At 60.9% G+C, this 18,616-nt stretch carries 18 protein-coding genes; 12 read left to right on the forward strand and 6 right to left on the reverse strand.

Going from position 1 to position 18,616, the window contains the following annotated elements; all coding sequences use genetic code 11:
• Positions 1-10 precede the first annotated feature (10 nt).
• From GNF76_RS12255 to GNF76_RS12275, 5 genes are all read left to right on the forward strand, one after another.
• Positions 11-1,183 (forward strand): alginate O-acetyltransferase, encoded by a 1,173-nt coding sequence (locus GNF76_RS12255; protein WP_155583422.1) that lies wholly within the window; start codon positions 11-13, stop codon positions 1,181-1,183.
• Positions 1,184-1,199: 16 nt separating this feature from the next.
• A complete protein-coding gene (locus GNF76_RS12260; protein ID WP_155583423.1) occupies positions 1,200-1,856 on the forward strand; it encodes an alginate O-acetyltransferase AlgF in 657 nt (218 codons plus the stop codon).
• 224 nt (positions 1,857-2,080) lie between these two features.
• Positions 2,081-3,532, forward strand: a complete 1,452-nt coding sequence (locus GNF76_RS12265) for a mannose-1-phosphate guanylyltransferase/mannose-6-phosphate isomerase (protein ID WP_155583424.1) — start codon at positions 2,081-2,083, stop codon at positions 3,530-3,532.
• Between the two features lie 272 nt (positions 3,533-3,804).
• Positions 3,805-4,269 (forward strand): multidrug transporter, encoded by a 465-nt coding sequence (locus GNF76_RS12270; protein WP_155583425.1) that lies wholly within the window; start codon positions 3,805-3,807, stop codon positions 4,267-4,269.
• A 20-nt stretch (positions 4,270-4,289) separates the two neighbouring features.
• The gene (locus tag GNF76_RS12275; protein ID WP_155583426.1) at positions 4,290-5,102 is read left to right on the forward strand and encodes an SDR family oxidoreductase; all 813 of its coding nucleotides are present in this window, start codon (positions 4,290-4,292) and stop codon (positions 5,100-5,102) included.
• Positions 5,103-5,233: 131 nt separating this feature from the next.
• Here the strand turns inward: GNF76_RS12275 and GNF76_RS12280 are convergent, their stop codons facing one another.
• Positions 5,234-6,097 carry a LysR family transcriptional regulator gene (locus GNF76_RS12280; RefSeq protein ID WP_155583596.1) on the reverse strand — a complete coding sequence of 288 codons (864 nt, stop codon included), beginning with the start codon at positions 6,095-6,097 and terminating at the stop codon, positions 5,234-5,236.
• Positions 6,098-6,208: 111 nt separating this feature from the next.
• Here GNF76_RS12280 and GNF76_RS12285 point away from each other — a divergent pair, with 111 nt between their 5' ends.
• Together GNF76_RS12285 and GNF76_RS12290 are read left to right on the forward strand one after the other, a co-directional pair.
• The gene (locus GNF76_RS12285; protein ID WP_155583427.1) at positions 6,209-7,405 is read left to right on the forward strand and encodes an MFS transporter; all 1,197 of its coding nucleotides are present in this window, start codon (positions 6,209-6,211) and stop codon (positions 7,403-7,405) included.
• Positions 7,405-7,806 carry a DUF4440 domain-containing protein gene (locus tag GNF76_RS12290; RefSeq protein WP_155583428.1) on the forward strand — a complete coding sequence of 134 codons (402 nt, stop codon included), beginning with the start codon at positions 7,405-7,407 and terminating at the stop codon, positions 7,804-7,806. Before GNF76_RS12285 ends, GNF76_RS12290 begins: the two co-directional genes overlap by 1 nt.
• A gap of 144 nt (positions 7,807-7,950) precedes the next feature.
• On the opposite strand, the gene GNF76_RS12295 is transcribed toward GNF76_RS12290, so the two are convergent.
• The 4 genes from GNF76_RS12295 to GNF76_RS12310 are packed head-to-tail and all read right to left on the reverse strand — an operon-like array spanning position 7,951 to position 12,714.
• Positions 7,951-8,808, reverse strand: coding sequence for an efflux RND transporter periplasmic adaptor subunit (locus GNF76_RS12295; protein ID WP_155583429.1), 858 nt, complete (start codon positions 8,806-8,808; stop codon positions 7,951-7,953).
• 10 nt (positions 8,809-8,818) lie between these two features.
• Positions 8,819-9,019, reverse strand: a complete 201-nt coding sequence (locus GNF76_RS12300; protein WP_155583430.1) for a DUF1656 domain-containing protein — start codon at positions 9,017-9,019, stop codon at positions 8,819-8,821.
• Positions 9,009-11,192, reverse strand: a complete 2,184-nt coding sequence (locus GNF76_RS12305) for an FUSC family protein (protein ID WP_155583431.1) — start codon at positions 11,190-11,192, stop codon at positions 9,009-9,011. Before GNF76_RS12305 ends, GNF76_RS12300 begins: the two co-directional genes overlap by 11 nt.
• Positions 11,193-11,202: 10 nt before the next feature.
• The gene (locus tag GNF76_RS12310; protein ID WP_178123302.1) at positions 11,203-12,714 is read right to left on the reverse strand and encodes an efflux transporter outer membrane subunit; all 1,512 of its coding nucleotides are present in this window, start codon (positions 12,712-12,714) and stop codon (positions 11,203-11,205) included.
• A gap of 181 nt (positions 12,715-12,895) precedes the next feature.
• Between GNF76_RS12310 and GNF76_RS12315 the strand changes: the two genes are divergently transcribed.
• The 5 genes from GNF76_RS12315 to GNF76_RS12335 all read left to right on the forward strand — a co-directional run bounded on the left by GNF76_RS12315 (position 12,896) and on the right by GNF76_RS12335 (position 17,369).
• On the forward strand, positions 12,896-13,864 hold the full coding sequence (locus tag GNF76_RS12315) for a LysR family transcriptional regulator (protein WP_155583432.1): 969 nt from the start codon (positions 12,896-12,898) through the stop codon (positions 13,862-13,864).
• A gap of 64 nt (positions 13,865-13,928) precedes the next feature.
• Positions 13,929-14,903 carry a 2-hydroxyacid dehydrogenase gene (locus GNF76_RS12320; protein WP_155583433.1) on the forward strand — a complete coding sequence of 325 codons (975 nt, stop codon included), beginning with the start codon at positions 13,929-13,931 and terminating at the stop codon, positions 14,901-14,903.
• Positions 14,904-15,130: 227 nt separating this feature from the next.
• Positions 15,131-16,033: a chemotaxis protein CheV gene (locus tag GNF76_RS12325; protein ID WP_155583434.1), complete on the forward strand. Its 903-nt coding sequence runs from the start codon at positions 15,131-15,133 to the stop codon at positions 16,031-16,033.
• A gap of 3 nt (positions 16,034-16,036) precedes the next feature.
• Entirely contained in the window at positions 16,037-16,519 is a 483-nt protein-coding gene (locus GNF76_RS12330; RefSeq protein ID WP_178123303.1) for a GNAT family N-acetyltransferase, read from the forward strand.
• A gap of 106 nt (positions 16,520-16,625) precedes the next feature.
• Positions 16,626-17,369 carry a YkgJ family cysteine cluster protein gene (locus tag GNF76_RS12335; RefSeq protein WP_155583435.1) on the forward strand — a complete coding sequence of 248 codons (744 nt, stop codon included), beginning with the start codon at positions 16,626-16,628 and terminating at the stop codon, positions 17,367-17,369.
• Here the strand turns inward: GNF76_RS12335 and GNF76_RS12340 are convergent.
• On the reverse strand, positions 17,347-18,585 hold the full coding sequence (locus GNF76_RS12340) for a transporter substrate-binding domain-containing protein (protein ID WP_155583436.1): 1,239 nt from the start codon (positions 18,583-18,585) through the stop codon (positions 17,347-17,349). The genes GNF76_RS12335 and GNF76_RS12340 overlap by 23 nt on opposite strands.
• Between the last annotated feature and the right edge of the window lie 31 nt (positions 18,586-18,616).

Here is an 18,616-nt window from a genome sequence, read left to right on the forward strand (position 1 = left end):
GGGAGCCGACATGACCCGTTCATTCCGCGTGCTCTATATCGCCCTGTTCCTGGCCTTGCTGCTGGTACTGGGCCTATGGTCGATGCGCAGTTTCTTCGGCTTCAGCACCAACGCCGATGCCACGGTGCTCAACGGTCGCTGGACCAAGGCCATCGAGACCCACTACGACGACCAGTTCCCGATCAAGCGCCTGGGCACCAACCTCTGGGCGGCGCTGGACTACAAGCTGTTCAATGAGGGCCGCCCCGGTGTGGTGCTGGGCCGCGATCACTGGTTGTACAGCGACGAGGAGTTCAACCCCGCCGCCAACGAAGACCAGAACCTGCAAGGCAACTACGCGCTGGTGGAAGGTGTGCGCCAGAAGCTCCAGGCCCAGGGCATTCAGTTGGTGATGGCGATTGTGCCGGCCAAGGTGCGCCTGTATCCGGAACACTTGGGTGAAGTGCAACCGGCGAGTATCCATGCCGGCCTCTACCAGGACTTCCATGCGCACATGGCCGCCGACAAGATCCTCGCCCCGGACCTGATGGGCCCGCTGCAACAGGCCAAGCTTCACGGCCAGCAAGTGTTCCTGCGCACCGATACCCACTGGACTCCGGATGGCGCCGAAGTGGCCGCCCAGCAGTTGGCCAAGTTCATTGCTGACAAGACCCCGCTCAGTGGTGAGCCCCAGCGCTTTATCACCGAGGCCGAGACCACCTCGCCGCACAACGGCGACCTGCGCCTGTTCTTGCCTCTGGACCCGCTGTTCGAAGACCTGATGCCGCCCAAGGAACCACTGCAAAAACGCGTCACCCATGCAGCGGAAAACAAAGGGGATGACGCCTTGTTCGCCGACAGCGAAGTACCGGTCGCGTTGGTGGGCACCAGCTACAGCGCCAACCCCAACTGGAACTTTGTCGGGGCCCTCAAGCAAGCCCTGGGCAGTGACGTCATCAACTACTCCGAAGACGGCCACGGCCCGATCCTGCCGATGCTCAGCTACCTGAAAAGCGACGACTTCAAGAACAGCCCGCCCCAGGTGCTGATCTGGGAGTTCCCTGAACGTTATCTGCCCGTAAACAACGAAATCGGCGATGCCGACCCGCAGTGGGTCGCGCAGCTTAAACAAGCCGGTACGCGCCAACAGAACATGGCACTTAATGCCCAAACACCCGAGACGCCCAACCGGGCGCAAAACTGAAAGAGAGGTAACTCACATGACTTTCACTACGAATGCGCGCCATCTCGCCAAGACCTTTGCACTGGTTGCCGGCATGAGCGTTGTATCAATGTCCGCCTTCGCCGGTGGCGACGCCGCCCTCTACGGCCCTGTCGCCCCGAAAGGCTCCAGCTTTGTGCGGGTCTACAACGCCAGCAACCAGGAAGTCAGCGCCACCGTTGGCAGCACCAACTTGAGCGACGTCGCACCGCTGGCCAGCAGTGACTTCAGCTTCATGCCGGGCGGCGACTACAGCGCCAAGGTCGGCAGCCAGTCGTTGCCGGTCAAGCTGGCCGCCGATCACTACTACACCCTGGTCAACAGCGGCAGCGGCCAACCGCAGCTGATCGAAGAACCGCCGTTCAAGAACAAGCAGAAATCCCTGGTGCGGGTACAGAACCTCAGCGACAAGGCCCTGACCCTGAAAACCGCTGACGGCAAGACCAAGGTCGTCGACACCGTGGCCGCGAAAAGCCGTGGCGAACGCGAGATCAACCCGGTGAAGGTCACCCTGGCGCTGTATGACGGCGACCAGAAAGTCGGCGACGTGAAGCCGGTTGCGCTGGAGCGTGGTGAAGCGGCAGTGCTGTATGTCACCGGTTCCGGTTCGAGCCTGTCGCCAGTGTGGGTAAAACGCCCGGTATCGACTCGCTGATCCAATTTTCAAATTGACGCGTTCCCCTGTGGGAGCTGGCTTGCCTGCGATGCAGGCGACTGGGTATTTCAGACATACCGAGGTGATGCTATCGCGGGCAAGCCCGGCTCCCACATAAGCCAGTTCCCACAAGGACCGAGGCGTCAATTCGAACCGAGACAAAAACAAGAGTGAAACGACAGAACGCAGTAGCTCTAACCCATATCGATTCAAGGAGAAACACCATGATTCCAGTCATCCTTTCCGGTGGTAGCGGCTCACGTCTTTGGCCGCTTTCCCGTAAACAGTTTCCCAAGCAATTCCTCGCCTTGACCGGCGAACACACGCTGTTCCAGCAAACCCTGGAGCGCCTGGTATTCGAAGGCATGGACGCGCCCATCGTGGTCTGCAACAAAGACCACCGTTTTATCGTCAACGAGCAACTGAGCGCTCGAAAACTGGAAACCCAGCGCATCCTGATGGAGCCCTTCGGCCGTAACACCGCGCCAGCCGTGGCCCTGACCGCGATGATGCTGGTCAATGAAGGCCGTGACGAGTTGATGCTGGTGCTGCCGGCTGACCACGTACTGGACGACCAGAAAGCCCTGCAACGCGCCCTGGCCCTGGCCACCGTGGCAGCCGAGCGCGGCGAGATGGTGCTGTTCGGCGTACCGGCCACCCGTCCGGAAACCGGCTACGGCTACATCAAGTCGACCAATGATTCGCTGCTGCCCGAAGGCGTCAGCCGCGTGTCGCAGTTCGTCGAGAAACCCGATGAGAAACGCGCCACCGAGTTCGTCAAAAGCGGTGGCTATTTCTGGAACAGCGGCATGTTTCTGTTCCGTGCCAGCCGCTTCCTCGAAGAGTTGAAAAAACACGACCCGGACATCTACGACACCTGCCTGCTGACCCTGGAACGCAGCGAACAAACCGCCGACACCGTAACCTTCGACGAAGCCACGTTTGCCTGCTGCCCGGACAACTCCATCGACTACGCGGTGATGGAAAAAACCCAACGCGCCTGCGTGGTGCCGCTGAGTGCCGGCTGGAGTGACGTGGGTTGCTGGGCATCGCTGTGGAGCGTCAATGAAAAAGACGCCAACGGCAACGTCAGCAAGGGTGACGTCGTGATTCAGGACAGCCGCAACTGCATGATCCACGGCAACGGCAAACTGGTGTCGGTGATCGGCCTGGACAATATCGTGGTGGTGGAAACCAAGGACGCGATGATGATTGCCCACAAGGACAAGGTCCAGGGCGTCAAGCAGATGGTCAACACCCTCAACGACCAGGGTCGCAGCGAAACCCAGAATCACTGCGAGGTCTACCGTCCGTGGGGTTCCTACGACTCGGTGGACATGGGCGGCCGGTTCCAGGTCAAGCACATCTCGGTCAAGCCGGGGGCGTGCCTGTCGTTGCAGATGCACCACCACCGCGCCGAACACTGGATCGTGGTCAGCGGCACCGCCGAAGTCACCTGTGACGAGAACGTGTTCCTGCTCACGGAAAACCAGTCCACCTACATCCCGATTGCCTCGGTACACCGTCTGCGTAACCCCGGCAAGATCCCGTTGGAGATCATCGAAGTGCAGTCGGGCAGCTATCTGGGTGAAGACGATATCGAGCGGTTTGAAGATATCTACGGGCGCTCCACGCCGATTGAGCGTGGGGTTTCGGTGAAAACCATCGCCCAGTAACCGGTAAAAAAAGAAGCCCTCGTCCAGCCGACTGCGTCCCCTATCCGCAGCCGGTTGGGCGGGGGCTTTTTCTTGGGATTCTTTGGTGAATGTGAAACCCTCATCGCAGGCAAGCCAGCTCCCACCTTCGACCGCGTACATCATTTGGCATGCGCTCAAAATGTGGGAGCTGGCTTGCCTGCGATGGCGCCCGAAAACACACCACAGAACCTCGGATAGTCAATCCGGCTCCCCCACAGTAGGATGGTTTATCCGCTCACGAGGTTGCCATCATGTTCTTCGGCGTTTTACTGATCATCACCTGGCTGATCCTGCTACTGCGCTACCCGGCGAAGGCGTTGCCGGTATCCCTGGCGGCCGCAGTCGGCCTGGGATTGGTGGCGGTGTGGGTGGTCTGGCTGGATAACCGCGAAGCCCAGCAACTGGCGCGGCTGGAGCTGCGGATCAGCTATGAACCGAAAACCTGCCCGGCGGATCGTCCGCTGAAGCTGACCTTGAACAACGGCAACAACGTACCGCTGACCGAACTGCGCTGGCGCGTCGCTGCCTATGCGCCGGGCGACACGGTCAACCTGGCCGATAACGTCTACGCCGCACCACGCTATCGCGGCCCAGGCGAACTACAGGCCGGCGCCACGTGGGACGATTGCCTGCCAGTCCCGCCACTGCGCCCCGGTTATCGCCCGCAAACCCTGGAGTTCCGTGCCGAGCACCTGCAAGGCAGCTTCTCCGACTAATAACGACAAAGGATTCATCCATGCCCAACGTGCTCATCACCGGTTGCTCCAGCGGCATTGGCCGTGCCCTGGCCGATGCTTTCAAAACGGCCGGCTATAACGTGTGGGCCACGGCTCGTCGCACCGAAGACGTTACGGCGCTGGCCGCAGCCGGCTTTACCGCCGTGCAACTGGACGTCAACGACGGGGCTGCGCTCAAAGCGTTGGCCGAGAACGTGGGCGAATTGGATGTGCTGATCAACAATGCCGGCTACGGCGCCATGGGCCCGCTGCTCGACGGCGGCACCGAAGCGATGCAGCACCAATTCGAGACCAACGTATTTGCCATAGTGGGCGTGACCCAGGCGTTTTTCCCGGCGATTCGCCGCAGCAAAGGGCTGGTGGTGAATATCGGCAGCGTTTCCGGTGTGCTGGTGACGCCATTTGCCGGTGCTTACTGCGCGTCGAAAGCGGCCGTGCATGCCTTGAGTGATGCACTGCGCATGGAACTGGCGCCGTTCGGTGTGCGGATCATGGAAGTCCAGCCCGGCGCCATCGATACCAGCTTTGCGAAAAATGCCGGAACTCAGGCTGAGCTGTTGATCAACGAGCAGTCGCCTTGGTGGCCGTTGCGCGACAGCATTCGCGCACGCGCCAAGGCGTCTCAGGACCGGCCAACACCCGCCAGTGCCTTTGCGGCGGATGTGCTCAAGGCGGTGCAGCAGCGCACGCCACCACGCCTGTTGCGCTCGGGCAATGGTAGTCGGGCGTTGCCGTGGATGGCGGCGCTATTGCCCAAGGGGTTGTTGGAGAAGGGGTTGATGAAACGGTTTGGGTTGAGTGGGGTATTGTAGTTTTTCTGATGGACCGAGGAGCCTGCTTCGCGAGCAAGCCCGCTCCCACACTTTGACCGAGTACCCCCGTTGAAACACGGTCAAAATGTGGGAGCGGGCTTGCTCGCGAAAGGGCCTGCCCAGGCAACGCACTACCCCTTCATAAAATCAATAAACGCCCGCACCTTCAGCGGTAAATGCCTTGTATCCGGGTACAAGGCATACACCCCCTGCGGCGCAAAGCGATGATCCGCCAATAGCCTCACCAGGCGCCCCGCCTCAAGATCCTCTTGCACCAACCACTGCGGCAGAATCGCCACGCCATGTCCGCGCACGGCAAAGGCCTGGAGAATGGCGGCGCTGTCGGCGACCAGGGAAGTTTTGCCGGGGCCCGGTCGATAAAGGTGTTCGGTTCCTGAAGGGTCCATTACGGACAAATCGGTCAACCGGCCGTGCCCCAACTTCGGCAACTGCTCCAACTCATCCAGCGTGCTGACCTTGGCAAACTCCGGCGCTGCCACAGCAAACACCTGGAAGCTCGATAATTGCACGGCGCGATGATTGGAATCGAGGATACGCCCGAGGCGGATGGCCACGTCGAAGCGCTCGGAAATCAGGTCCGCATGGGTCGAGGATGTGGATAAGTGGATATTCAGCTCCGGATGCAGGCGCCGGAAGGCTTCCAGCGCCGGAGCGACCACGGCCAGGGCATATTCCACTGTGGTGGTGACACGTAACGTGCCCTTGAGCTGCGCGTGTTCGGAACGTGCCTCCTCCACCGCCAACCGCGCCTCTTCCAGCATCCGCGTACAGCGCAGGTAGAAGCGTTCACCGGCATCGGTCAGGGCCAATTGCCGGGTGCTGCGGGTCAGCAAAGTGACGCCCAGTTCAGCTTCCAGGCGCTTGAGGTTGAAGCTGACCACGGCTCGAGTCTGCCCCATTCTATCGGCCGCCGCCGTCAGGGAACCGGCTTCCACCACAGCCTTGAAGGTCTCGAATCGGTCCAGGCTGACCATGGGCAGCGTACTCATTTGTCAAAATAATTTTGACAAACTAACAGTCAAAGCGGCGTTTCCCAAGTGCTTCCAGGGGTCTACCCTGCCGGGACTTAACGCAGGAACGCCCCGATGACCTACCGTTCGAAAGTCACCTGGATCTTCTTACTGGGCTTCGCCCTGGATCTGGTGAACATGTTTGTCGCCACCATCGCCTACCCGGATATCGCCCGGGAGTTGCACGCCTCGGTCACCCAACTGGCGTGGATCAGCAATGCCTATATGCTCGGCCTGACGCTGATTATTCCGTTGAGTGTGTGGTTGGCGGCGGCGCTGGGTGAACGGCGTTTGATTGCCGCGAGTCTGTTGCTGTTCGGTATCGCCTCGGTGCTGGTAGGCCAGGCGGGGTCGATTGAGGCGCTGATCGGCTGGCGCCTGCTGCAAGGGCTCGGCGGCGGATTACTGATTCCGGTGGGGCAAGCCTTGGCTTATCGGCACTTTCCGCCAGCCGAGCGCAGCCAACTGACGGCCAAGGTCATGTCGGTGGCGCTGCTGGTTCCGGCGCTGTCGCCGGCATTGGGCGGCCTGGTGGTCGACAGCGTTTCCTGGCGCTGGATCTTTTACGCCAATGTGCCGTTGGCGCTGATCACTTTGCTGTTGACCCTGGTGTGGTTACACGCAGACACGCCCTCCTCCGTTCGCCCTCCGTTGGATCTGCATGGCGTGTTCGGACAGATTGGCAGCCCGATGCTGCGGATCGCGATGTTGGTGTACCTGTTCATCCCCGGGGTGTTTATCGGCACCAGCCTGATCGCCATTTTGTACCTGCGAGACTTGGGGTTTGACGCCGCCCATACGGGAGCCCTGATGCTACCTTGGGCACTCGCCTCGGCGCTGGCGATTGCCTTAAGCAAAAAACTGTTCAACCGCTGTGGGCCCAGGCCATTGTTGCTGGCGGGTATGACGTTGCAGTGCATCGGTATCCTGCTGCTGATCACCGTCCAACCGGCGCAACCGCTGCTCGCGATCCTCGCTTATGCCTTGATGGGCCTGGGTGGCAGCCTGTGCAGCAGCACCGCGCAGACGTTGGCGTTTCTCGACATTCCGGCCGACCGCATGGGCCATGCCAGCGCTTTGTGGAATATCAATCGGCAATTGAGTTTTTGCCTGGGGGCCGCGTTGCTCAGTGCATTGCTGGCGGCGCTGGACTCCTTTACCGTGACCTTTGTGATAGCTGCCGCGCTGACCTTGTTTCCCCTGTTTGCCGTACTGCGCCTGGATGCGTCCAGGGTGCGGGCGCTTCTCCACCCTCAACCCGAGTACAGCTGATGATCGACTACAGCGATTTTTTCGAAGAAGTGATCCAGACCCACGTCGAGATCGAACAATGGTTTGCCGGCGTCGCGCCTGAAGGGACGCTGGAGAGTCTGCTGGCGCGCTTCTCGCCGGAGTTCAGCATGATCGCACCGGCTACCGGTGCAAGGGTGAATGCCGCCGGGGTCAATGCTCTGTTCACTCGCCTGGGCGGCATGCGCCCGGGGCTGAAAATCACCTTGAGCGAGCTCACCGGCATCGACCGTCATGCGCGTGGCGCCACGGTGAGCTACCGCGAACACCAGGTTGATAACAGCGGCACCCAGACCGATCGGCGCGCTACGGTGGTGTTTGAAAAGCAGGCCAGCGGTGCGCTGCTGTGGCGGCACTTGCACGAGACCTATTGCCAAGCCTGATCTCAGGTACAACACAATCAAATGTGGGAGCTGGCTTGCCTGCGATAGCGGTGGCTCAGCTAGAGAGGTGTCGTTTGACACTCCTCAATCGCAGGCAAGCCAGCTCCCACATTGACCCGGTTCCTACCCAGCATTTTTGGTCATTCAGAAAGAGTCGTTAACGATCACCGTGCAGGTAATCCCCGCCGCCAGCAGTACGCCCTCAGGCACTTCATCAATGTGAATCCGCACCGGCACCCGCTGTGCCAGGCGCACCCAGTTGAAGGTCGGGTTCACATCGGCGATCAGCTCCCGACTCTCAGGGTTGTCGCGGTCGTAGATCCCCCGGGAAATACTTTCCACGTGGCCCTTGAGGGTTTCGCCGCTCATCAGTTGCATATCGGCTTTATCACCGACTTTCACATGGGGCAGCTTGGTTTCTTCGAAGAAGCCATAGACCCAGAACGAGTGCATATCCACCACCGCCATCTTCGCCTCGCCAATACGCGCATAGTCGCCGCGATGAACGTTGAGGTTGGTGACATAGCCGTCCACCGCAGCCACTACTTGGGTGCGCTTGAGGTTCAGCTCGGCAGCCTCCAGCTGGGCCAAGGCCTGTTGATAGTCGGCCAGGGCCGAGTCGGCGATGTTGCTGGCGTCGTCGCGGTTTTCCTTGGAGATCACCAGCGCATCGAGATCCGCACGTCGGTGGGCGTTGACCTTGCGCATCTCCCACGTGGCCTTGCGTGACGCTACCAGGGACTGCGCCTGTTTCACCGCGATCTGGTAATGCTCAGGGTCGATCTGCATCAGCAGGTCGCCCTTTTTCACCAACTGGTTGTCGCGCACCGGGACGTTGACCACCTCTCCGGTGACGTCGGCGGCCACGTTGATGATGTCGGCGCGCACCCGGCCGTCCCGGGTCCATGGGGTTTCCATGTAGTGGACCCACAACGTGCGACCCATCCAGATCGCCAGGGCCAATACCAGCAGGGTCGCGAGCAGGCTGAAAAACTTTTTCATCAGGGCATTCTCAACGGTAGACGGTCAGCGACAAGGCGCCGAAAAGACAAGTGAACAGGCTCAGGCGCAGCAACGCCGGGTGCCAGAAAAAGCGGTACAGATCAAAGCCGGCCAGGAAGCGATCCAGGGCCCAGGCCAGTCCCGCTGCGATGAAAAACATCAGGGTCATGGTCGGCATATAGATGCCGTGGAAGGCGATTTCACGTGGCATGGGCGGGTCCTTCAAGCGTAAGAGCAGCCAGGGGCGATTGCGGGTCCAGCAAGGACGTACGGATAAAGTGCAGGTAGCTTTTCACCCGGCGCAGGGCCGAGGTATCGAAGTGCGGGGCGAACGGTTCATCGGTGGCCTGGACCCGGCTGATGGCGTGGTCCACCGCGATCAGGCCACGCTCCAGATTGCTCGCGCTGGGTTGCAGGAATAACCGCACCAACGAACGCCCCATCACCCGGATGGCCTGGCGCCACGGCTGGGATTCGGCGTACGCCGGATGCACCGGCAAGATCGCCTGTTCCTTGCGTAACTCGATGATGGCGTGACCGACTTCCAGCACCACGAACATCCAGCGCAACAAGTCCCGTTGCACGTGCGGTTGGCCGGCAGCCAGGCCGTACGCTTGGTGCAGCAAGTCACGGGTGCGACTTTCAAACCGTGAAGCCAGGCCTTTGAGTTTGCCGCTGATGGCGTACACCACTTGCTCACGCAGGTCCTGCTCCAGCCGGCGCCACAACCAGCGGCTGTTGGGCGGCAGAATGATCGCGCCCGCCGCCGCACACACCAGCATGCCGATGATCATCGCGAGGTAGTCATTGATGAAGGTGTAGGGGTTGTAGATCGTCAGGTTATCCGGCACCGAGCCGGTACTGAAGAAGATCAGCAATCCCAGACCGACTCCGGCGTATTGCGGCCGCGAGGTGAGGAACGCGCCCAGTACGATCACCGGCGCGAGCATCACGCACAGCAGCGGGAAACCGTCGATCCACGGGAACACGAAGAACATCTCGACAAACCCTACCAGCGCACCGATCAGGGTGCCGCAGGCCATCTGGAACGCCATGCGTTTCGGGTTCGGCGTGGCGGCAGATAAACCCACCGTGGCAGCTGCGATCAGGGTCATGGTGGCGCCGCTGGGCCACGCGGTGGCAACCCAGTAGCTGCCCAGAATCACTAGAATGAAGGCAGCACGAATGCCCGAGGCAGCGCAGGCCAGCCCGTTGGTTTTGGGGGTGAACGGTTCGTCCCAATGTTCGCGTTCATGGCTATGGTCGGCCAGGGACGCGTGGGTCTGTGCATAACTGTGCAGGTCATCGACGAAGCGGTACAGCAACTCATAGGCCGTATGAAAATCCAGCTGCTCGGTATCACTCGGGTCACTTTCCTGGAACTGCGCTCGCAGGCTGCGCACCCTGGCGGGCAAGTCTTGCTTGTAGGCCGTCAGTTGAGTCACAAGGCGCGCGGCATCCGGGCTGGTAAGGGCGCGACTACTGAAGCCATCGAGCAACTCGGCCAGGTCTTGCAGGCCCGGCTTGATGGCGTCTACCACATGATCAGCCTCGTGGCCGCGCAGGCGCTCGAGTAACTGATGCAGCGCGTTGAAGCGCGTGGTGATGCCCATGAACTCACTGTTCAACCGACTCAGGCGACCGTTGCGTCGACGCATGTGCGGGTCTTCAAACACGGTGACGCTGCGCAGCCCTTCCAGGCCCACAGCTTGGGCGATAAAGCGCACGTTGCTGCTTTCAAAACCTTCGCGCTGGCTGCGCCCCCGCAGGCCGTCGGTGACAAACAGCGCAAAGGTGCCGAAGCGCTGGTACAAGGCATTGCGCATAGCGGCGCTGGCGGTTTGCGGCAAGATCGCGGCGCTGACCACCGTGGCGCACACAATCCCCAGGGAGATTTCCAGCACCCGCCACACCGCCGCCATAAAGGCACCGTCCGGGTGGGCCAGGGCCGGCAAGCCAACCATCGCCGCCGTATAACCGGCCAGCACAAACCCATAGGCGCGAAAGTTGCGATAGCGCGCAGCGCCCGCCGTGCACAGGCCGACCCAGATCGCCAGAGAGCCGAGGAACAGTTCAGTGTTCTGCGCAAACAAGGCGATCAGCAACACCATCACCGCCGAGCCCGCCAAGGTGCCGAGGAAGCGATAGAAGCTCTTGGCAAACACCTGGCCACTTTGTGGCTGCATGACGATAAAGACCGTGATCATCGCCGTTCGCGGTTGCGGCAACTCCAGGCGCATCGCCAACCACAGGGTCAGGAATGCAGCGATCAGCACCTTGAAGATGTAAACCCAGGTCACGCCATCACTGCGCGCCCAGTCGAAGAAACCACGGCGCCACTCAAGGGAATGCAACCAGCGCAGGGGTGCAGGCAAGGGAGTCATGACGTCCTACTCAGTGATCGAAGACGGCCAGGGCCGCCGGGGTCTTGCTCGGTAACGTCTCGCCGACGGCAGGCACATCATTGCCGGCGCCCAGACCGCCGCCCAAAGCGGTCACCAGTTCAGCATGGGCACTCAGACGCGCCGCCTGGACCTGTTGCTCGACCTGCTGCTGGCGGAATAACAAACTCTGGGCGTTCAGCACGTTGAGGTAATCGGTGAGGCCGCGCTGGTAGGCGATCATGGCGATGTCATAGGTTTTCTGTGCCGAGGCCACCGATTCAGCGGCGAAGGCCTGTTGTTTGTTCATCGACTCACGGCGAATCAATTGGTCACTGATGCCCTTGAGCGCGTTGACCAATGTCTGGTTGTACTGGGCAACGGCAATGTCATAACCGGCGCTGGCCTCGCCCAGTTGCGAGCGCAAGCGACCACCGTCAAAGATCGGCAAGGAGATGGCCGGGCCGGCGGTGTAGTTGAGTTTTTTACCGGTCAGGAACTCCAGCATCCCGCCGCCGGTAGCGACGTAGCCAAGGCTGCCCACCAGATCGACGTTGGGGTAAAACCCTGCGTGAGCCACGTCGATGCCACGAGCCTGGGCCGCCACGCGCCAGCGACTGGCGACCACGTCAGGACGCTGGCCGAGCAGTTCGGCAGGCAAGGTCGAGGGCAACTTCAAGGGCGCGCCGAGGGACAACGTCGGGCGCTGCAAGGTTGCGCCCTCCCCCGGACCTTTGCCCGCTAAAGCCGCAAGCTGGTTGCGGCTCAGGGCGATCTCTTCATCGAGGGCGTCCAGTTGCCGATGGGTTTCCGGCAACGGCGTCTCGGCCTGGCTGACTTCAAAGTGGGTGCCGATGCCACCGGCCAGGCGCTTTTGCGCCAGGTCGAGGATCTGCTGTTGCTGGGCCAGGGTCGCGGCGACGATATCGCGCTGGGCGTAGTGCAAGGACAGCTGGATATAGGCGCGCACCATGTTGTTCTGCAACTCCAGCTCAGCCTGACGTGCTTCAGCAGCGCTCATATGGGCCAGGTCCACGGCGCGTTCGGTGGCGTTGCTTTCTCGACCCCACAGGTCGAGGGCATAGCTGAAGCCCAGGGAGGCGTTATTGTCCCAAGTGGTGGAGTTATCCAGTTTGCCGGGGCCATAGAACTGGTCGCTGGGCCAGTTGTGGCGCTTGAGGCTCGCATCGCCATTGATCTGCACCGATTCGGCAGACTCGGCAACACCGGCCATCGCCCGCGCTTCGCGAACCCGTGCGGCGGCCATCGCCATGCTCGGGCTGCCTTGCAGGGCGAGGTCGATCCACCGGTTGAGTTGCGGATCGCCATAGGCTTGCCACCATTTTGCGGTGGGCCAATGGGCGTCCTGGGCGGCGCTTTTTATCGCGGCGTCGGTGGCCAGAGTATTGACGGCGAGCGTCTTGCCTTGAGGGGCGATTCCTCCGGTTCCGATGCAGCCGCTGATTGCTAACGATAAGGCCCAAACACTGAGAGTCTTCAGCTCTCTGCTGATGCGACGCGGCACTGCTGCGAATTCCTGAGGTGGTCTTGCGGGGAAGGTGGCGCAATTCTAGGGGGCCGCTCAAGCGGCGATAAGGTGGGATTCCTGTGAATCTTTATTACCGTTCAGGCGATAATCCGTTAGTAGGGATCACTGGATCCTGCAACTTCGTGTCACAATTTGCCATCTCCCTTGAGAGCACCCCATGGACACTTTGCAAAACATGCGCGCCTTCAGTTGCGTCGCCGAAGCCGGCAGCTTCACCGCCGCCGCCGTGCAACTGGATACCACCACCGCCAACGTCTCGCGCGCGGTCTCCAATCTGGAAGCCCATCTGCAAACCCGCTTGCTCAACCGCACCACCCGCCGTATCGCCTTGACCGAAGCCGGAAAGCGCTATTTATTGCGCTGCGAGCAGATCCTGGCCTATGTCGAAGAGGCCGAAGCCGAGGCCAGCGACGCCCATGCGCGGCCTGCCGGGCAGCTAAAAGTGCATACCATGACCGGTATCGGTCAGCATTTTGTGATCGACGCCATTGCCCGCTATCGCCGCACCCACCCGGACGTGACCTTCGACCTGACCCTCGCCAACCGCGTGCCGGATTTGCTCGACGAAGGCTACGACGTGTCCATCGTGCTCGCCAGCGAACTGCCGGATTCAGGGTTTGTGTCCCAACGCCTGGGAATCACCTACAGCATCGTTTGTGCCTCGCCGGCCTACGTCAAAGCCAACGGCTGCGCGCAACGGCCCAGTGACTTGCTCAACCATGCCTGCCTGCGTCTGGTAAGCCCGGTGATTCAGCTGGACAAATGGTCGTTCAACGGCCCGGAAGGCCAGGAAAGCGTGGCGATCAACACCTCACCGTTCCTGGTGAACTCGGCTGATGCAATGAAAACCGCGATCATCAGCGGCATGGGCGTCGGCCTGTTGCCGGTGTACGCGGCCATCGAAGGCCTGCGCAATGGTTCTCTGGTGCGGCTCATGCCTACTTATCGCTCCCAGGAACTGAACCTGTACGCCATTTACCCGTCGCGCCAGTACCTGGACGCGAAGATCAAGACATGGGTGGAGTACTTGCGTGGCTCATTGCCGGAGATTCTGGCGGCCCATCAGGCGGAACTGGCGGCGTATGAGTTGAGCAGCAGCCTGGGTGTGGCACGGCCAGGCAACTGACAAGCGCCACCAGGAATGTTAGCTTGCTTGGCATTCCCAGCCGTGTCGATGAGCCTTCCCTGCGATGAAAAAGACCGTCCTTGCCTTCAGCCGCGTCACCCCGGAAATGATCGAACGCCTGCAACAGGATTTCGACGTCATTGCCCCCAACCCCAAGCTCGGCGATATCAACGCCCAGTTCAATGAAGCCCTGCCCCACGCCCACGGGCTGATTGGGGTCGGGCGCAAGCTGGGCCGGGCACAACTGGAAGGCGCGAGCAAGCTGGAAGTGGTCTCCAGCGTCTCGGTGGGCTACGACAACTATGACCTGGCGTACTTCAACGAACGCGGGATCATGCTCACCAACACCCCGGATGTACTGACCGAGAGCACCGCCGACCTGGCCTTCGCCCTGCTGATGAGCAGCGCTCGCCGCGTCGCCGAACTGGACGCCTGGACCAAGGCCGGCCAATGGAAAGCCAGCGTTGGCGCGCCGTTGTTTGGCGGTGACGTGCACGGCAAGACTCTCGGCATCGTCGGCATGGGCAATATCGGCGCGGCCATCGCTCGTCGGGGCCGGTTGGGCTTCAATATGCCGATCCTCTACAGCGGCAACAGTCGCAAGACCGCGTTGGAACAAGAGCTGGGCGCACAATTTCGCAGCCTGGACCAATTGCTGGCCGAGGCGGATTTCGTCTGCCTGGTGGTGCCGTTGAGCGAGAAGACCAAACACCTGATCAGCCACCGCGAGCTGGGTTTGATGAAATCCAGCGCCATCCTGGTGAATATCTCCCGAGGCCCGGTGGTGGACGAACCCGCCCTGATCCAAGCCCTGCAAAACCAACGGATTCGTGGCGCAGGATTGGATGTGTACGAGCAGGAGCCACTGGCCGAATCGCCTTTGTTCCAACTGAGCAATGCGGTGACCTTGCCGCACATCGGCTCGGCCACCCATGAAACTCGCGAAGCCATGGCCAACCGCGCCCTGGACAACCTGCGCAGCGCGTTGTTGGGCGAGCGGCCGCAGGATCTGGTCAACCCGCAGGTGTGGAAAGGCTAGACTCCCAGGGCATGACTCGCCGAAATCCCTGTAGCCGCTGCCGAGGTACGAGGCTGCGATGCGGTCCGCAGGACCGCCGTAGGGGCCCGCGACGCAGCCCATCCCAGCCTCGTACCTCGTCAGCGGCTACAGAAACCCGACCTTCGGCGCTGATTGACGCTAAAGCCTGGGGCGTGCAAGTCGATAACCCTCTATAGATTGTCATCCGTGATCCACAGAAGGTTTTTATGTCCGTCAACAAAGCCCGCGCAGACTCGCTCTCGCTCCTGCTCTTTACCTTGCGCAGCGGTAAGCTGATGGCGATCAACCTGCTGAAAGTCAGTGAAATCATCCCCTGCCCGCCGCTGACCAAGCTGCCGGAGTCCCACCCTCACGTCAAAGGCATCGCCACCCTGCGCGGTGCGGCGTTATCGGTGATCGACCTGAGCCGGGCACTGGGGGAAATGCCGCTGCAGGACCCGGATGGTGGCTGCCTGATTGTCACCGATGTCAGCCGGTCCAAGCAGGGCTTGCATGTGCAAGCGGTGAGCAAGATCGTCCACTGCCTGACCACCGACATCCGCCCACCGCCTTTTGGTTCGGGGGGTAACCGTTCGTTTATTACCGGTGTGACCCAGGTCGACGGCGTGTTGGTGCAAGTGCTGGATATAGAAAAAGTCATCCACGGTATCGCCCCGGCACAAGTTGAAGCAGCGCCTACCGACTTGACCATGGAAGAAGCCGAAGTCCTGGGTAACGCGCGCATCCTGGTAGTGGACGACAGCCAGGTTGCCTTGCAGCAATCGGTGCACACCCTGCGTAACCTTGGCCTGCAATGCCACACCGCACGCAGCGCCAAGGAAGCCATCGACCGCCTGCTGGAGCTGCAAGGCACCGTCGAGCAGATCAATGTGGTGGTCTCGGACATCGAAATGTCCGAAATGGACGGTTACGCCTTCACCCGCACCCTGCGGGAAACCCCGGACTTCCAGGATCTGTACGTGCTGCTGCACACCTCTCTGGACAGTGCGATGAACAGCGAAAAGGCCCGCCTGGCCGGTGCCAACGCGGTGCTGACCAAGTTCTCCTCACCGGAACTGACCAAGTGCCTGGTGGTTGCCGCCCAAACTGTGGCTCAACAAGGCCTCTAACGCGTGGGCGAGTATTTTCAACTGCTGCGCCGCGACCTCACCCGCACCCTGCCCGCACCGCAATGGCCGACAGATGTTCGCCTGGATCACTATCGCGACGAACTCGCCCCGGCGATTCACGCGGTGTTGCGCCTGGCCCAGAACCAAGGCGGCGGTCGTGTGGGCGCCCTTGATCAGTGGCGCCAACAGTTCGTCACCGACGCTGAGTTCGACCCGACCCTGTGCCTGGTCGCCAGCAATGCCGACGGTATCCTCGGCGTCGCTCAATGCTGGACCAGTGCCTTCATCAAGAACCTCGCCATCCACCCCGCTGCCCAGGGCCAGGGTTTGGGACGGGCGTTGTTGCTACACACTTTCCAGGTGTTCCAGCAGCGCGGCGAGGCATTTGTCGACCTCAAGGTGCGCGAGTCCAATCTGCGCGCCCGCCAGTTGTATGAAAGTACCGGGATGGTGTTTGTACTCAGGGACCTTGTTCCCGAGGAATAAGCACTGGCGCATAACTTGCTTTGCACAAAGCCTGCGCGGTGCAAAGAGGTGTAAATCCGTCACCGCACGTGTGAGCCCTCTGACCTTGCCTGGTGACAGATCCTCCATGAATACCCAATTTTCCTGCGTGGGTTGCGGCAAATGCTGCTCCGACCATCATGTGCCCCTGACCCTTGACGAAGCCCGGCAGTGGGCAGCGGACGGCGGTAACGTCATCGTTCTGGTGGAGGGTTTCCTGGGCAACGGGATCGGCCTGCCTGCGTTGCAACGTGAACACGCCGAGCGGCGCTCCGCCATCGTGCCTAGCGGCAATACCGAGGCCTATGTGGCAATCACCTTTGCCGCCTACAACGCCGGGCCCTGCCGGAATCTTGACGAAGACCAGTTATGCCGCATCTATGAGCGCCGCCCCTTGGTGTGCCGGATCTACCCCATGGAGATCAATCCACATATCCCGCTGAACCCCGCCGCCAAAGACTGCCCGCCGGAATCCTGGGAGCAGGGCCCGGCGCTGATTGTCGGTGGTGAGTGTGTAGACCAGGAGCTGGCCGAGCTGATTCGCCGTTCACGGCAAGCCGACCGCGATGATATCCAGACCAAGGAAGCGGTATGCGGGCTGTTGGGGATTCATACCACCGCCCTCAAGGGGGATGGGTTTACGGCGTACCTGCCGGACATGAACGCCTTTGCGGCGGCGATCGAACAGGCCACGGAGCAGCCGTCGATTGCCAATGAGTGGGTGTTTCATGTGTCCGGGCTGGATATTGCCGAGCAATTGCTGGATGCCGGAGCGAGGATTGCGACCGAGGTGCCGGCCAACTACGCGTTTATTTCGTTGCGGGCGGCTTAGTGCTTTCTTCAAGGCTGATGGCCTGACTGCGGGGCTCTTCCTGATCATGGGTCACCGCGATGCATTCAATCGCGACCAAGGCTCTGCGTGGCAGCCGCCGCACCGAAAGAACACTGCGGGCGGGCAAACGATCCGACAGAAAGTAGCTCAGGTACACTTCGTTGACCTGGCTCAGGTCATCCAGGTCAGTCAGCAACAGTGTGCATTTGACGACATGCGCCAAGGAAGACTGATGACGCTCAAGTGTTTCACGCAAGATGCTCATCGCTTGCTTCATCTGCGCCGGCGCACCGCCTTTCACCGGATTTCGGCGCTCATCAAGTCCCAGGACATCCGATAGGTAAAGGGTGTTGCCGACCCTGACGACCTCGGAAAATGATAACCCTGAAGCACCCGAATGGAACTGCGGGCCATCGCCTCTGCCCGACATTGCAGAAGGCTTCTCTTCCATCAGATAACGTTGGGTAATCCGCAGGTACTCACCGTTTTGCTTGAGCTGCTCAAGCGCGCGGTTGAGTTCATCGCGCAAGGCCGCGCCAGACTTGCGCAAGCCAATAGCCACGCCGTTGCCCAGTTGCTCACCTACCACAGCAGGCCCGGAGAATTTGAAATCCTGCCCGTAGGGAGTATCAAGCAATGCCTCACGAATCTCGATCGTACCTTGCAATGTTGCATCGATATCTCCCTCCACCAAGCTGCGGATCAGTTGGTCATTAAGCCAGAAACTCTTGACGATCACCCCCGCCGGCGCCCATTGGGCTTGCGCAAACGCCTCGCGATTGCTGCCGGCCAAGACGCCGATACGCTTGCCCCTCAATGACCGCACCGTGGGCACCAGGCCCGAATCCTTGCGCGCCACCAGATGGGTGGTGAGCGGGTAAAGATCCTCGGTAAAGTCGATCAACTGCCGTCGTTGCGGGGTCGATGCCATGCCCATGATCGCGTCGAAACGCCGCTGCTCAAGGGCCACGATACTGCCGGCAAACACTTGATCGACCCAGGTGCAGCGGACCTTGAGTTGCGCGCACAAGGCGTTGCCCAGCTCAATATTCAGGCCCACCAGTTGGCCTTTCTCATTGCGGCTTTCATAGGGGGGAAACTGGGCGGCGACGGCGAAGCGGATCTCGCTGCGTGCCTGATCATCTGCAGCGACAGTGAAAAAGCCACCCATTACCATCAAGAAGATGAGCGCAGCGCAAATCTGTGTCACAGCCATGGGGACGTCCTTTTCCTGAAAGATCAGCTTC

Origin of the sequence: Pseudomonas spelaei (assembly GCF_009724245.1) — a bacterium.
GTDB lineage: Bacteria > Pseudomonadota > Gammaproteobacteria > Pseudomonadales > Pseudomonadaceae > Aquipseudomonas > Aquipseudomonas spelaei.